The organism is Colwellia demingiae (assembly GCF_007954275.1).
GTDB lineage: Bacteria > Pseudomonadota > Gammaproteobacteria > Enterobacterales > Alteromonadaceae > Colwellia > Colwellia demingiae.
Window position 1 is genome coordinate 291,469 of record NZ_VOLT01000005.1, and the last position, 16,151, is coordinate 307,619.

13 protein-coding genes and 1 tRNA gene are annotated in these 16,151 nt (G+C 38.6%); 2 read left to right on the forward strand and 12 right to left on the reverse strand.

The window, feature by feature from the left end:
- Nucleotides 1-584: 584 nt before the first annotated feature.
- Nucleotides 585-968, forward strand: coding sequence for a c-type cytochrome (locus ESZ36_RS11790; protein WP_146788012.1), 384 nt, complete (start codon nucleotides 585-587; stop codon nucleotides 966-968).
- Nucleotides 969-1,128: 160 nt separating this feature from the next.
- Here the strand turns inward: ESZ36_RS11790 and ESZ36_RS11795 are convergent, their stop codons facing one another.
- The 8 genes from ESZ36_RS11795 to rlmE all read right to left on the reverse strand — a co-directional run bounded on the left by ESZ36_RS11795 (nucleotide 1,129) and on the right by rlmE (nucleotide 9,896).
- Complete coding sequence (locus ESZ36_RS11795; protein ID WP_146788015.1) at nucleotides 1,129-2,910, reverse strand: class I SAM-dependent methyltransferase; 1,782 nt, start codon at nucleotides 2,908-2,910, stop codon at nucleotides 1,129-1,131.
- A 220-nt stretch (nucleotides 2,911-3,130) separates the two neighbouring features.
- A tRNA-Leu gene (locus ESZ36_RS11800) sits at nucleotides 3,131-3,215 on the reverse strand.
- 55 nt (nucleotides 3,216-3,270) lie between these two features.
- Nucleotides 3,271-3,675: a preprotein translocase subunit SecG gene (gene secG / locus ESZ36_RS11805; protein ID WP_146788018.1), complete on the reverse strand. Its 405-nt coding sequence runs from the start codon at nucleotides 3,673-3,675 to the stop codon at nucleotides 3,271-3,273.
- A 2-nt stretch (nucleotides 3,676-3,677) separates the two neighbouring features.
- Nucleotides 3,678-4,448: a triose-phosphate isomerase gene (tpiA, locus tag ESZ36_RS11810; protein WP_146788021.1), complete on the reverse strand. Its 771-nt coding sequence runs from the start codon at nucleotides 4,446-4,448 to the stop codon at nucleotides 3,678-3,680.
- A 263-nt stretch (nucleotides 4,449-4,711) separates the two neighbouring features.
- Nucleotides 4,712-6,049, reverse strand: a complete 1,338-nt coding sequence (glmM, locus tag ESZ36_RS11815; protein ID WP_146788024.1) for a phosphoglucosamine mutase — start codon at nucleotides 6,047-6,049, stop codon at nucleotides 4,712-4,714.
- A gap of 105 nt (nucleotides 6,050-6,154) precedes the next feature.
- Nucleotides 6,155-7,012 carry a dihydropteroate synthase gene (gene folP / locus ESZ36_RS11820; RefSeq protein WP_146788027.1) on the reverse strand — a complete coding sequence of 286 codons (858 nt, stop codon included), beginning with the start codon at nucleotides 7,010-7,012 and terminating at the stop codon, nucleotides 6,155-6,157.
- Between the two features lie 114 nt (nucleotides 7,013-7,126).
- On the reverse strand, nucleotides 7,127-9,109 hold the full coding sequence (gene ftsH / locus ESZ36_RS11825; RefSeq protein WP_246129077.1) for an ATP-dependent zinc metalloprotease FtsH: 1,983 nt from the start codon (nucleotides 9,107-9,109) through the stop codon (nucleotides 7,127-7,129).
- A gap of 157 nt (nucleotides 9,110-9,266) precedes the next feature.
- Complete coding sequence (gene rlmE, locus ESZ36_RS11830; RefSeq protein ID WP_146788034.1) at nucleotides 9,267-9,896, reverse strand: 23S rRNA (uridine(2552)-2'-O)-methyltransferase RlmE; 630 nt, start codon at nucleotides 9,894-9,896, stop codon at nucleotides 9,267-9,269.
- Between the two features lie 381 nt (nucleotides 9,897-10,277).
- Here rlmE and yhbY point away from each other — a divergent pair, with 381 nt between their 5' ends.
- Nucleotides 10,278-10,574 (forward strand): ribosome assembly RNA-binding protein YhbY, encoded by a 297-nt coding sequence (gene yhbY, locus ESZ36_RS11835; RefSeq protein ID WP_146788037.1) that lies wholly within the window; start codon nucleotides 10,278-10,280, stop codon nucleotides 10,572-10,574.
- A gap of 71 nt (nucleotides 10,575-10,645) precedes the next feature.
- Here the strand turns inward: yhbY and ESZ36_RS11840 are convergent, their stop codons facing one another.
- The 4 genes from ESZ36_RS11840 to carB all read right to left on the reverse strand — a co-directional run bounded on the left by ESZ36_RS11840 (nucleotide 10,646) and on the right by carB (nucleotide 16,126).
- Nucleotides 10,646-10,846, reverse strand: coding sequence for a type II toxin-antitoxin system antitoxin (locus ESZ36_RS11840; RefSeq protein WP_146788040.1), 201 nt, complete (start codon nucleotides 10,844-10,846; stop codon nucleotides 10,646-10,648).
- A 67-nt stretch (nucleotides 10,847-10,913) separates the two neighbouring features.
- Nucleotides 10,914-11,759 (reverse strand): SPFH domain-containing protein, encoded by an 846-nt coding sequence (locus ESZ36_RS11845; RefSeq protein ID WP_146788043.1) that lies wholly within the window; start codon nucleotides 11,757-11,759, stop codon nucleotides 10,914-10,916.
- 504 nt (nucleotides 11,760-12,263) lie between these two features.
- Entirely contained in the window at nucleotides 12,264-12,740 is a 477-nt protein-coding gene (gene greA, locus ESZ36_RS11850; protein ID WP_146788046.1) for a transcription elongation factor GreA, read from the reverse strand.
- Nucleotides 12,741-12,910: 170 nt separating this feature from the next.
- The gene (gene carB, locus ESZ36_RS11855) at nucleotides 12,911-16,126 is read right to left on the reverse strand and encodes a carbamoyl-phosphate synthase large subunit (protein ID WP_146788049.1); all 3,216 of its coding nucleotides are present in this window, start codon (nucleotides 16,124-16,126) and stop codon (nucleotides 12,911-12,913) included.
- Between the last annotated feature and the right edge of the window lie 25 nt (nucleotides 16,127-16,151).

Here is a 16,151-nt window from a genome sequence, read left to right on the forward strand (position 1 = left end):
TCAGTATTGCTACATGCAAATAAAAGCGTAGATAACGTAACTAATATAATAGTTTTAATTTAAAGTTCCCTTTAAGTTAAAGATATTCATGATTATTTCCTAACCAGACTGCCAAACATTAATCATTATCAATATGATTGTCAACTTTCGATTTAAGATTGTTTATTTAAACGTAATCAAAGCCTATTGCAGTTAAAAAACATTCAAAACAAGACAAATAAAATCACTTATAGCCCTATATAATTTATTCTCTTATTAACGGATTAACATCACTTGAAGAGGAGTGAAAATGGGCGTTATCGTTTTTCATGTTGCGTAATTGATACCAATAAACTGATATTGAGTAAAGCTATGCAAATAACTATTCTTACATGAGAGAAAAGAAAGCTATGTACTAAAATATCGGCTCCATCCCCCTATATCTAAAAATCTTATCGCTTGATCTCCTCCTCAATATAACAACTTAGTAATGATGAAAACTCATACTTTATGAGTAGATTCATTTCATCCTTTTGGTCTACATCTGCACAGGGAGATTAATAATATAATACCGCTGAGTCTTTCAGTTATATAAAGGGAATAAAATGAAAAGCAAGATATTGGGTATGTCAATTTTAGCAGCGACTATCTCTTTTACTTCATTAGCGGAAGGTAATAATGAAGTGATGATGCAAGCAGCAGGGCAAGAAATTTTTAAAAAGTGTAGTGCATGTCACTCAACCGATACTAGCAAAAATACATTTGGTCCTAGTTTAGTTGGTGTTATAAACCGCAAAGCAGCATCTCTTCCTCGTTTTGCTTATTCTGAAGCATTACAGAAGTCAGGTCTAACTTGGACAGAAGCAAACCTTCGTCGATGGATGGCAGGTAATGATATTTTAGTGCCGGGTACTCGTATGCGTCATGTGCAAATTACTGACCTAGCTGAACAGAACTATTTATTGGCGTACCTTAAATCATTAAAGTAATGATGAGTGTTTTATCACGATGAAAAAAGAGCTTTGACGTTGATTTTAAAAGCTCTTTTTTAATATAAAAACATGTCATTTAGAGAATGTAAACTTTCAACCATAATGCCTAACCCGCTTAATTATGATTAGTTAGTGAACAGCATTTAATAATATGCGATCACCATTCCCGCAATTGTTGCATTTCTTTCAATCGTCCACGTTGCATCACCAATGCTTCAAATAAATCATCCACTGACGAGTTATCTGAACTTAATCCCGGTAACGCAATATTCGCTTCAGCGAAAAAACGTTTCTGAATGTTATCTTCTGGCTCAAGCCAAGCGACTTGCCACCACTGTTGAATTCTTTCTTTTGCTTGTTTCAGTTTTTTTTCGGTTGGTAATTTATCGCTTTTCTGATTATTAATTTTTCTATCCGTTGGCAGTAAATTCCATAAATCATTATTCGGCCAACGTGCAAAAGGCATGCTGTGATCAATGTCGTACTTTTGTTTTAATGGTTTTGCCGACCATACACATCGAATCTGTTCTTGCTGATTATGTTTTAAACTTTGCTGTAGCTTTAACTCATCAAAGCGCTTACGTACTTCGGTTGTTGTGCGTTTAGGCTCTTCCCACTTTAACACTTGGTATAAGTGGTATTGATTTTCTGGTGATTTATATTGGCTATTGCCTGAATAACTCGCCATGGTTTTTACCCATTCACTGACTAATACAGGTTCAATCCAGCACGCGTAACGGTTGAACGCCAACCACGTTGACTCAGGTAATGAAAACTCCCCCCACTGTTCTAATGTTTGTAAATCAAGGAAGATACTGTCTTTTGCTTTAACCGTTTTACTGGCAACTTCAAAAACAGTCTTATCGCTGTTAGGCTGGGTGATAAAACGACATGGCATTGTTTTAATATTGCTAACGGCTGCCGATATTGTTTTATATAGCGCTACAGCAGTATCACCGGTAAATATATTTCCAATTCGATAATCAGAGGCTTGTAGCTTGGTTAATTTATGCCAACCATTAGGCTTCATAAAGCCCATGTTGGAATTTTTATTAGGCGTTTGATGTAAGTTATGTTTATCAATTAAGTCTTTATATTGGTGACACCAGTAAAGCGCAACTAGCCCTATGGGTAAGATCACTCTGTCACCGTCTCTACTTGACTCTCGTCTTAGCACTGATCCAGGATGTCCATCGGCAATACGCAGTAATACTCGAAGCAAGGCAAGTTTATGTGTGGCCGATTTACCGTCATTAATTGCGACATGGCGAATGAATGGAAAAGCACCCGTGCCGTCATCTGGCATTTGTAATACGACTGTTTGCCACGAAACGTGATTTCTACCGAGTTTATCGTCTTCTTTCTGGGTTTCTAATTTAGTGAATAACCCAACATTGTTTGCTAACTGCTTTAATTCATCAGCGCATACGGTATGCATTTTACGTGTAATGCGCTCTTCGTCGGTATGTCCGTGACGAAGTGAAATGACGAGGTTACCGCCCGGCTTTAACAGGTTAGCTAATTTACGAATTGAGCGTGCACGATCACTTGCAGGGATATGCATCCATACTGCACTTAATAGTATTAAGTCGAAACTGACTTCTTGCTTGGTGATGGTGCTTAATGCAGGTAATGAATCAGTTAGCCATTTTACGTTAAGGCCTGTGGTTTGGCGTGCGCCAATATCTGCAAGTATGTTGGCCGGCTCTACAGCAAAGACTTGAATGCAATTTTCAACGCCATGTTCTTTAACCGCTAATTCAGCAAAGTGTTTAGCATCGCGTCCCGAGCCCGCACCTAAATCGAGAATTCGTGCATGTGAATTATTTATAATGGCTGGCAAAAATTGCGACCAGCTTTTATGTACCTGTTCAAATGACTTTGAAAGATATTGCTCGGCTAATTTATTTGCATTTTCATTATAAAATTGTGGTGACAATCGCGTGTTCCTTTCGCGTTGGTGGATTTATCATTGTGATATTCTGACACAGGCACCATCAAATAACAGTTGTGCTTTGTCAATAAACAGTACGATAAATCAACAATACAATCCTAAACTAAACAAATAGTTAGCTTAAATCACAACGATTGGGGTGAGATATAAAACGAAAAAAGGCCGATACATTACGTATCGGCCTTTTATAATAATTTAAATCTAGTGGTGCGGATGGGGGGACTTGAACCCCCACGACCTAAGTCACCAGCCCCTCAAGCTGACGCGTCTACCAATTCCGCCACATCCGCGCAATACTAGATTTTTTAACTTTTACGAGTAACTAAATTGAGGTTTAGTTAAAGCCTAGTCTGGAACGTTGCTATTTTCTTCTTTCTTAGCAGGTTCGTCAGATGCAGGTACATCACTGTTTTGAACAGCAGGTAATGTAGTTGCTTCAAGACTTTCACTAGGAATAGCATCAACCGCTTGGTCAGCAGGAACAGCTAAGTTATTCCACTCGTCAACAGACTTAGTGCGGTTAGCTGTTAAGTTACCTAAAATTAAGCTGATAACAAAAAAACCTACTGCTAAATACGTAGTTGCTGATGTTAGGAAGTTACCTGAACCACCTGAACCAAAAACAGTGGCAGAAGAGCCAGCACCAAAAGATGCGCCCATATCTGCGCCTTTACCTTGTTGAATTAACACTAAACCAATTAGGGCTAAAGCAATTAGTACGTAGACTATAATTAATACTTGATACAACATTTCTATTTTCCTTTCGCTGCAGAACAAATAATTTTAAATTGTTCCGCTTTTAAACTAGCACCGCCGATAAGACCACCGTCTATATCAGTTTGTGCGAATAGTTCTTCACAGTTAGCTGCATTAACGCTGCCACCGTAAAGTAATGGTACTTTATTCGCCACTTGCTCACTTTGTTGAGCTAGAAATTGACGAATAAACTGATGTGTTTCTTGTGCCATTGCACTAGATGCCGTCTTACCTGTTCCTATGGCCCAAACTGGCTCATAAGCAATAACAACATCTTTAAATTTCTCTATGCCTATTTCATCGATAACTGGCTGAATCTGTGCTGATAACACGGTTTCAGTTTCTCCGGTTGCTCGTTCTGCTTCGCTTTCGCCAATACATAAGATTGGTGTTAAGCCTGCATTTAATGCAGCATGAACTTTTTTAGCAACTTGAGTAGACGTTTCTTTATAGATACTTCTACGCTCAGAGTGACCAACTATTACATAGTTAATGGCTAAGTTTTGCAACATAGCAGTGGATACTTCACCTGTGTAAGCACCACTTTCATGTTCACTCACATTTTGTGAGCCTACATGGATAGCTTCATTTAAGTTAGCTACTTTTATTTTCTGATTAAGTTCAGATAAATATGGGAAGCTAGGACAAATAACCACATCAACGTGTGATGATAGTTCAATATCTGCCAACCCTGAAACCATAGTATCAACTAGGGCTGAGTCACCGTTCATTTTCCAATTTGCGGCTACAATTGCTTGTCTAGTCATTTATACCTCTTAGCCTAGGTTATTATCTTATGACTTCAGTTAATATTTAAATGGAGTCATTGCTAAAATGAAGCCGCGAGATAGTAACTAACCTGCGCAAAAGATACAAGTATTTAACACATATCTTTTACTAGTTGCAGTTTTTTTATACTTATCGCGGTATTTAGCACAATATAGTGATTAATGTACGCTTTACTCTCTTATGGTTATTTCAGTAACAACCTAAGAGAGCCATAATTAATAAGAATGATTAATAGCTTTAATTAATTAACAAGTTTCACTAGATCAGCAATTTTGTTAGCCAATAAAGTTACTTCATCCATATCTGGACCTTCAACCATTACACGAATAAGTGGTTCTGTACCTGATTTACGAAGTAACACTCGACCGCGACCCGTTAGTGTTTCATTAACTTCATCAACAGCAGCTAATACATCAGCATCATTTAAAGGATTATTTTGCCCCGAAAAACGAACATTGACAAGAAGTTGCGGAAGCATAGTTAGGCCTTGGCGTAACTCAAATAACGATTTTTCTTGTTTAGTTACCGCAGTAAGTACGTTAAGAGCGGCAATAATACCATCACCAGTAGAGGTGTGGTTAAGGTTAATAACATGGCCTGAGTTTTCTGCGCCTAACTGCCAACCTTTTTCTCTTAATAACTCCATTACATGGCGGTCACCAACATTACTGCGAACAAATTCGATATCTAATTCTTTTAAGGCTAATTCTAACCCCATATTGCTCATCAGGGTACCAACAACGCCCCCTTCTTTTCGACCAGATTTTAAATCGTTACACGCGATGATATAAATGATTTCATCACCGTCAATAACATAACCCGTGTGGTCAACCATCATAATACGATCGCCATCACCATCAAGAGCGATACCTAGATCTGCCTTATGTTCAACAACAGCTTTGCTGATTGCTGCCATAGATGTTGCGCCACAATCCTTATTTATATTGGTTCCGTTAGGCGAAGTGCCTATTTCAATAACCGTTGCACCTAATTCACGAAATACATTTGGCGCTATGTGGTAGGTAGCTCCGTGGGCACAATCAACTACGATAGTTAAATCTTTCAATGAAATTTTGCTAGGGAAATTACTTTTACAAAATTCGATATAACGCCCTGCAGCATCATTAACACGACTCGCTTTACCTAGTTTTGCTGATTCAACACAACCCATTGGATTATCTAATTCAGCTTCAATAGCTAATTCAACCGCATCAGGGAGTTTTTCCCCGGTATTAGAAAAGAATTTGATGCCATTATCATAGAAAGGATTATGCGACGCACTAATAACAATGCCGGCTTCGGCTCTGAATGTTTTAGTAAGGTAGGCAATACCCGGAGTTGGCATAGGTCCAAGAAGACCGACATCGATACCTGCAGCTGAAAATCCAGCTTCAAGTGCTGATTCAAGCATGTAACCTGAGATACGCGTATCTTTACCAATAATCACCTTTTTAGTGCCTTGACCGGCGAGTACTTTACCCGCTGCATAACCTAACTTCATCACGAAATCTGGTGTTATTGGGTATTGCCCAACTAAACCACGGATACCATCGGTACCAAAATATTTACGATCTGACATATTTTTCCTTATATACTTACTGTATAGCTTTATTTATTGCAGCAATTTCCGTTAGATCTTCGTTAAGTTTACCTAACTTATTGTACTTTTTACTGCAACTGACCATCACTGGTATTTAGCTGTTATGGATAATACTTTTAGGGCATCAACAGTTTCTTTAACGTCATGCACTCGAATTATACTAGCGTTTTGCTGTGCGGCTATTATAGCGGTAGTTAAACTACCTGCAAGGCGTTCATCAACATTACGCGCTAATAAATTGCCTATCATTGATTTTCTCGATGTTCCTGATAACAGTGGTAAACCTAAATCACTAAATTGGTTTAGTTGTGCAAGTAATTGATAATTTTGCTCCAACGTTTTACCAAAGCCAAAACCGGGGTCTAAAATCAGACGTTCTCGGTTTATACCTGCTTGCTCACATACACTAATTCGGTCAATGAAAAACTGCTTAATGTCGCCAATAACATCATCATATTGAGGATTCTGTTGCATTGAACGTGGTAAACCCTGCATATGCATTAAACAGATGGGCACATTACTCTGTGCTAATACAGCTAAACAACCTTCATTTTGTAATGCTCGAACATCATTAATAATATCAGCGCCATGAGCGATTGCTTGTGACATTACTTCCGCTTTACTCGTATCGATTGACACCTTGATATCAAAATTTGATTTGATCGCTTTAAGTAAGGGAATAACGCGTGCTAACTCATCCTCTTCACTCACATCAACAGCGCCTGGGCGCGTGGATTCTCCGCCGATATCAATAATATCAACACCGTCGATTATCATTTGTTCGACTTGCGCTAGTGCCTTATCAAACGTAGCAAACTTTCCTCCATCAGAGAATGAGTCAGGAGTAACATTTAAGATCCCCATCACTTGAGCCTGGATCGTTATTTGCTGCTGAGCTTGCTCTTGGTTCGCATTATTAGATGAAAAATTATCTTGTGTCATTTTAGTCTTTTCTTTCTGTGTTTATATATGAAAGGTAAATAACCTGAACTCTGCATATGAAAAAGCCTCGGTATTTACAGTAAATAACGAGGCTTTAATAATTTTATGAACATCTTAGCTTGCTGGTGTGTCACCACTTGGCTTAGTTGTATCAGGTTTTACTTCACTAGATTTTTCAGTATCAGTATTCTGCTCAGTATCTTCACTAGTCACTTCAACATCTGCAGCTTCATTACCTTTACTATTGTCAGAGTTAGAGTTTGAACTATCTTTCTCTTCCCAACCTGCTGGTGGACGAACAGTCGTTCTTGCCATTAAGTCATCAATCTGTAAAGCGTCAATCGTTTCATACTTCATCAAACAATCTTTCATGGCGTGTAAAACGTCCATATTTTCTTTGATTAAGTCTTCTGCACGCTGATAATTACGATTAATAACTTCTTTGATCTCGCTATCAATCTCTTTTGCAGTTTCATCAGACATATGCAGTGATTTTGCAGAAGTGCGACCTAAGAATACTTCACCTTCTTCTTCAGCGAACAACATAGGACCCATTTTTTCAGATAAGCCCCATTGCGTTACCATTTTGCGAGCAATGTTAGTCGCTCGTTCAATATCGTTTGAAGCACCAGTAGAAACTTTATCACTACCGTAAATAACTTCTTCAGCAACACGACCGCCGTATAAAGAAGAAATATTACTTTCTAGATGTTGCTTAGAATGGCTAAATCTATCTTGCTCTGGTAAGTACATAGTTACACCAAGGGCACGACCACGAGGAATAATACTCACTTTATAAACAGGATCATGATCCGGCACTAAACGACCAATGATTGCATGCCCCGCTTCATGGTAAGCAGTCATTTCTCTTTCTGACTCACTCATTACCATTGATTTGCGTTCTGAGCCCATCATTATTTTATCTTTGGCTGCATCAAATTCTTTCATGCTAACTACGCGACGTGCAGTACGGGCAGCACATAAAGCCGCTTCGTTCACTAAGTTAGCTAAATCTGCACCAGAGAAACCTGGAGTACCACGTGCAATAACTTCAGCTTTAACATCATCACCTAGTGGTACTTTGCGCATATGCACTTTAAGGATTTGTTCACGACCACGAATATCAGGTAAACCAACAGTTACTTGACGGTCAAAACGACCAGGACGAAGTAATGCAGGGTCTAATACGTCAGGACGGTTAGTTGCGGCAATAACGATAACGCCTTCATTACCTTCAAAACCGTCCATTTCAACTAACATTTGGTTAAGTGTTTGCTCACGTTCATCATGACCACCACCCATACCAGCGCCACGTTGGCGACCTACCGCATCTATTTCATCGATAAAGATAATACAAGGAGCCGCTTTTTTAGCTTGTTCGAACATGTCACGTACACGAGATGCACCGACACCAACAAACATTTCAACAAAGTCAGAGCCTGAAATAGTAAAGAAAGGTACTTTCGCTTCACCGGCAATAGCTTTCGCTAATAAGGTTTTACCCGTACCTGGTTGACCAACAAGTAAAATCCCTGATGGAATACGTCCACCCAGCTTTTGAAAACGGCTAGGTTCACGTAAGTAATCAACTAATTCAGCAACGTCTTCTTTAGCTTCATCACAACCAGCCACATCGGCGAAAGTCGTTTTGATTTGCTCTTCACTAAGTTGGCGTGCTTTAGATTTACCGAAAGACATGGCACCTTTACCGCCACCACCTTGCATTTGACGCATGAAGAAAATCCATACACCAATAAGTAAAATCATAGGGAACCATGAAACGAAGATGGTTGTTAAGAAACTCGTTTCTTCAGGTAATTTACCCTCAGCACGAACACCTTGTTTAACAAGATCGTTTATTAAATCACGATCATAGCCACCAGGTATAACGGTTTTGTATGCTTCGCCACTACGCTTTTCACCCGTGATTACGCCATTTCTATCAACACTCGCATCGCGAATCTGTCCTTGACGTACATCCTGAATAAAGCGGGTGTAATCCATTTGTTGATCTTCTGTGGTATTTGGAGAAAAACTCTGAAATACACTCATCAAAACAACTGCAATAACTAACCATAAAATAAGATTTTTCGCCATATCGCTCAACTTAATGACCTCTTGTGATATTTAAAATATTTATTATAATAAATCTATACTAGTCTATTGTGCCTAATTTACTACAATTCAAGGCTAGTCGCTATTTAACTTTAGTCGCCAGTAACAACTAGTTACAACTTACCCTAGTCTAATGTTACTAACCTTTGTAGCCAGTAGCCACTAAATATACCTCTCTCGAACGTGCTCTTGAAGATTCTGGCTTGCGAGTTTTTACCGCTTTAAATACTGCTCGTGCCGCTTTCATATAATCTTCAAAGCCTGCACCCTGAAATACTTTTACCACAAATGCGCCATTAGGTTTTAATACTTGGCTACACATATCTAGTGCTAACTCAACTAGATACATACTACGCGCTGAATCAGCACTTTCATTACCAGTCATATTTGCCGCCATATCAGACATGACAACGTCAATGTTTTTCCCGTTTATACGAGTCAATAATGCATCAAGTACTTCTTCTTCTCGAAAGTCACCTTCGAGAAAATCAACACCTACAATGGCATCCATAGGTAAAATATCACAAGCAACAACCTGCCCCTTATCACCTACAACTTTAACGGCATATTCTGACCAACCACCTGGAGCTGCGCCTAAATCGACAACTTTCATACCTGGTTTAATCAATCTGTCTTTAATATTGATTTCTTCAAGTTTAAAAACTGCGCGTGAGCGTAAACCTAAACGTTGTGCTTTTTTTACGTATTCATCATCAAAGTGTTCATCTAACCAACGTTGACTACTCGCTTTGTGTTTTTTATTTGCCATGGTTTTTCTTACTCATCTAACTTTAAACGCGTTTAATTATTTAACTATTAGTATCATACCAATTCTAATAAATTTATTCCCTACTCAGAGCTATGTCAGGGAAGTTAGAATAAATAAATTTTGTATTGGTCTAGTTACTCTAGACCTAAATAAATTTATGAAATTATCACTTACCTGACAAGCTCCCGGAGGGCGAGTTTAAAAGGTTTATATGCTACTTTATTGATTTTGACAAGGGAATAACCATTCTCTTCAATCAATACCTTGCCTCTAAGCCTTTAAATTCTCGCTGAGTAGGAAAAAACTTAATAGACTTGGTATTAATCACTAGATAAGGGTAAAATGGCGGCAATTCAAGGCAACAGATAACGAAATTTAGTAATGAGCTTAAACAAAAAACAAATTCAGCACCTTAGAGGCGTAGCACACCCTTTAAAACCAGTAGTTTTACTTGGCAATAATGGCTTAACAGAAGCGGTTGTAGCCGAGATTGATTATGCACTTAATCACCATGAGTTAATCAAGGTGAAAATCCCAACAGATGATAAAGAAACTAAAGCGTTAATCGTTGAAGCTATTTGTCGTGAAACCAAATCAACCCAAGTACAAGTGATTGGTAAGACTTTAGTTATTTACCGTAAAAGTGAAGAAAATAAAATTAGAATCCCTAAGATTTAATTTTACCTTTGCTTTGCAACCATAAAAAATGACAGCAATTGCTGTCATTTTTTATGCCGCTTAAGAGCCATTTACTTTTTTACAGTCTCAGCCTCTTCAACAATAGTGACCACTTTTTGAATCAGCTTCACTCGGCCTGAATCAACCAAAGCTTTTCTTAATACATATTCAATTTGAGCATTAACGCTGCGTAGCTCATCATCAGACCATCGCTGCATTGCTGCTAAAACCTCAGGGTTAATTCTAAGTGGGAAGCTCTTTTTAGCTGCCATTATATTTCCTATTAATACCTAAACGATTAATAATTAAAGGGTTAACAACTGAACAATACCTAATAAATTAATATAAACTGCCCGTATTCACTACCGGTTGAGTACTTTTATCACTACATAACACTACCAATAAATTACTGACCATGGCTGCTTTACGCTCTTCATCAAGTTCAACAATACCTTTTTCTGATAGTTGACTCAATGCCATCTCTACCATCCCTACAGCGCCATCAACAATCAGTCTACGTGCAGCTATAATGGCAGAAGCTTGTTGTCTTTGCAGCATAGCATTAGCGATTTCTGGCGCATAAGCTAAATGACTAATACGTGCTTCGTGTACTCTAACGCCCGCTTTCCCTAATCGTTGCTGTATTTCTATTTTTAATGCTTCAGAGACTTCTTGTGGATGGCTACGTAATGCAACTTCATCACCTTCATGTTGATCATAAGGATAACTAATCGCCATATTACGTAAAGCCGATTCACTTTGAATATTTACAAAACTGATATAATCGTCCACTTCAAAAGAGGCCTCTGCAGTATCATCTACCGACCATACAACTACAGTAGCTATTTCAATAGGATTACCATGATTATCATTCACTTTCATCTGGTTGGATTCAAAGTTTCGAATTCGCAATGAAATATTCTTACGCATAAACAGAGGAATAGTCCAACGTAAACCGCTTGCCTTTACCGAGCCAACATAGCTCCCAAAGAAAGTCATTACCTTCGCTTGGTTTGGTTGCACCATAAAAAAACCAGGAATTGCTGCCACAGTCACTATAAATACAAGTACAGTGACTATTTCTATATTGCCTATCGCAGCTTGACTAACAATAAATGCCGCAGCGGCTAACAAGACAATAAAAATACCGTAACCGTTAATTGAAAAACCTATATTCTCGTTCATGCTAACTCCTTCGAATGAATTAAAGTGATATCATTTTGATATCACAAAAGAGTACTATTGATCTCGCTACTTTGCAAGACGATTGTTTTATACCAAGTCCATTAAGTTATTTCACACTCAGCGAGAATAAAAAGGCTTAGAGGCAAGGCATTGATTGAAGAGAATAGTTATTCTATTGTCAAAATCAATAACGCTGTATGTAAGCCTTTTGAACTCGCCCTTGGGAGCTTGTCAGAAAAGCAATAACTGCACGAATCTGTTAGATATAGAATGACTATACCAGCACAAATGTCATTTGTTATAACTTCTCTGACATAGCTCTGACATAGCTCTGAGGAGGGAATAAATTTAATGGAATTGGTGTTACATAAAAATCAGGCTACTTTGATTATTGCTCATTTAAGTAACGCCCACAAAAAAGGCCGAAAACATGACGTTTTCGACCTTTTACCTAAACAACGATAGCAGTATAAAATACCTTAATCGCTGTTTAAAAGTATTGCGTTAGATATGCTCAACGGAAACAATTTCATACTCTACTACGCCACCAGGAATAGTTATTTCAATTTCACTATCAACTTCTTTACCAATTAAACCGCGGGCAATAGGTGAGTTAACTGAAATACGACCTGTTTTAAAATCAGCTTCATCATCGCCAACAATTTGATAAGTCACTTCAACTTCGGTATCAAGGTTCAATAACGTAACAGTGGTGCCAAAAATAACTTTGCCATGGTTAGGTATTGCCTTTACGTCAATCACTTGTGCGTTACATAAGCGACCTTCGATATCTTGTATACGACCTTCACAAAAGCCCTGCTCTTCTTTTGCAGCATGATATTCGGCATTTTCTTTTAAGTCGCCGTGCTCACGAGCAGTGGCAATATCTTTAACAATGCGCGGACGCTTTTCTGTTTTTAACACTTTAAGCTCTGCGTGTAATAGATCAGAGCCACGAAGGGTCATTGGGTATTTAGTCATAATTTTTATCTTTTCTTTCTATATTTTAGGTAAGAATAAAATATTTATTCAAATAAATATAAGTAACGAAGCTAGTTTATGTGATAGCTAGGCGGAAGCGCGGAGTTGACGAATGTCAATGAGCACGTCCAACAAAGCTAACACTTAAAATAGCAAGTTAGCTGTTTTATTTACAACGTGTTATGCAACTCTTGCACGGTACGTACAGTACTCATTTCATCGGCAGAATGAGCCATACAGCTAGCAAATGCAGCATTTAATGTCGTTGTGTAAGCCACTTTATAACGTAATGCACCGCCACGTAATACTTTTGAATCTTCAATAGCTTTACGACCTTCAGTGGTATTAATAATATAGCTGTATTCACTATTTTTGATTCTATCAAGAATATGTGGACGACCTTCATGTACTTTATTAACACGACGAACCGGAACGCCCGCTTCACGTAAAATCACTTCAGTACCGTGAGTTGCATCTATATCATAACCCAAATCAACCATGATTTTAGCTAATTCTAGCACACGTTTTTTATCACTATCACGTACAGAAATTAATGCGCGACCTGTTTTAGGAACAGATACACCAGCGCCTAGGTTAGCTTTAGCATAAGCTTCTTCGAACGTATCACCTACGCCCATTACTTCACCTGTTGAACGCATTTCTGGTCCAACTAAAGGATCACTACCATGAAACTTGTTAAACGGTATCACAACTTCTTTAACAGAGAAATACTTCGGAATAACTTCCTTGGTTATGCCCTGCTCTTTCAGTGATTTGCCCGCCATTACGCGTGCGCCGACTTTAGCAAGTGGTACTGATGTTGCTTTAGAAACAAACGGAATGGTACGGGCAGCACGTGGGTTTACTTCAATGATATAAACTTCATTGTCTTTAACCGCCATTTGCGTATTCATTAAACCAATAACACCTAGCTCAAACGCTAAATCTGTTACTTGCTTGCGCATCACATCTTGAATTTCTTGGCTTAAGCTATAAGCTGGTAATGAACATGCGCTATCACCTGAGTGAACACCGGCTTGTTCAATGTGCTGCATAATGCCGCCAATTACAACGTCAGTGCCATCACAAACTACGTCAATATCAACTTCAATCGCATCATCAAGGAAGTGATCAAGTAATACTGGCGAATCATTAGAAACACTTACCGCTTCTGTCATGTAACGACGTAAGTCGTCTAAGTCATAAACGATTTCCATCGCTCGGCCACCTAATACATAAGATGGACGTACAACTAACGGGAAGCCAATACCTTCGGCTTTAGCCATAGCTTCTTCTATTGATGTTACTGTGGCATTTTCAGGTTGCAATAAACCTAAACGGTCAACGGCTTGCTGGAAACGTTCTCTATCTTCAGCTCTATCAATAGCATCTGGAGAAGTACCAATGATTGGTACACCAGCCGCTTCTAAAGCACGTGCTAATTTAAGTGGTGTTTGACCACCGTATTGCACAATAACGCCTTTAGGTTTTTCAATACGAACAATTTCCAGTACATCTTCAAAAGTAATTGATTCAAAGTATAAACGGTCTGAGGTATCGTAATCGGTAGAAACAGTTTCAGGGTTACAGTTAACCATGATAGTTTCATAACCATCTTCACGTAGTGCTAATGCAGCATGAACACAACAGTAATCAAATTCAATACCTTGACCAATACGGTTAGGGCCACCACCTAAAATCATAATTGATTCTTTGTCGGTCGGGTTTGATTCACATTCTTCATCGTAGGTTGAATACATATAAGCCGTATCAGAGCTAAACTCTGCCGCACAAGTATCAACACGTTTGTAAACTGGATAAATATCTGCATTATGACGTTTTTTACGTACTTCAGCTTCAGACACACCAATAAGATCGGCTAAACGAGAATCGGCAAAACCTTTACGCTTAAGTTTACGTAGATACTCAGGGTTTAATATTTTTAAACCGCCTTCGATAACTTTTGCTTCTTCTAAAACAATGTCTTCTATTTGTACTAAGAACCAACGATCAATCATTGTTGTTCTATAAACGTCTTCAACGGTTAAACCTAAACGGAAAGCGTCAGCTACATACCAGATACGGTCAGCACCTGCTTCTTGAAGCTCGTGCATTATTTTGGTTTTAGCACCCGGCTGAGTTACATCAACAATAGAATCAAAACCATTAACGCCAACTTCTAAGCCACGTAATGCTTTTTGCATAGATTCTTGTTGGTTACGGCCAATAGCCATTACTTCACCAACAGATTTCATTTGCGTAGTTAATCTGTCTTCTGCGCCAGCGAATTTTTCAAAATTAAAACGTGGGATCTTAGTTACTACGTAATCGATGGTTGGTTCAAATGATGCTGGTGTTTTGCCACCAGTAATATCATTACTTAACTCATCTAGCGTATAACCTACCGCTAACTTAGCCGCGATTTTAGCAATAGGGAAACCTGTTGCTTTTGATGCTAATGCTGATGAACGAGATACACGTGGGTTCATCTCGATAATAACCATACGGCCAGTTTCAGGACAAATACCGAACTGTACGTTTGAACCACCTGTTTCAACACCAATTTCACGTAATACCGCTAAAGAAGCGTTACGCATAATTTGGTATTCTTTATCAGTTAATGTTTGCGCTGGTGCAACAGTAATTGAATCGCCAGTGTGGATACCCATAGGGTCAATGTTTTCAATCGCACAAATAATGATACAGTTATCATTTTTGTCGCGAACCACTTCCATTTCATATTCTTTCCAACCGATTAATGATTCATCGATTAGTAATTCTGATGTTGGAGAAAGGTCTAAGCCACGCGTACAAATTTCATCAAATTCTTCGATGTTGTATGCGATACCGCCACCGGTGCCACCCATGGTAAATGAAGGACGTATAATACAAGGGAAACCTAGTATTTTACTTGCCGCGTGCGCTTCTTCAATAGTATGTACAATCTCAGCATTTGGCGTATCAAGGCCAATCGCTTTCATTGCTTTATCAAAACGAGATCTGTCTTCTGCTTTATCAATTGCGTCAGCAGTAGCACCAATCATTTCAACATTAAATTCTTTTAGTACGCCTTTGGCTTCAAGTTCTAAAGCACAGTTTAATGCGGTTTGACCACCCATAGTAGGTAGCACAGCACAAGGACGTTCTTTTTCAATAATATTACGTACAACTTCCCAGTGAATTGGTTCGATATAAGTCGCATCGGCCATATCAGGGTCAGTCATTATCGTTGCCGGGTTAGAGTTAACTAAAATAACTCGATAACCTTCTTCACGAAGTGCTTTACACGCTTGAGCGCCAGAATAATCAAACTCACAGGCTTGGCCAATAACGATTGGACCTGCACCTAAGATCAAGATACTTTTTAAATCAGTACGTTTTCCCATTATTTTCTCTCTTCTCTTGTCTGTC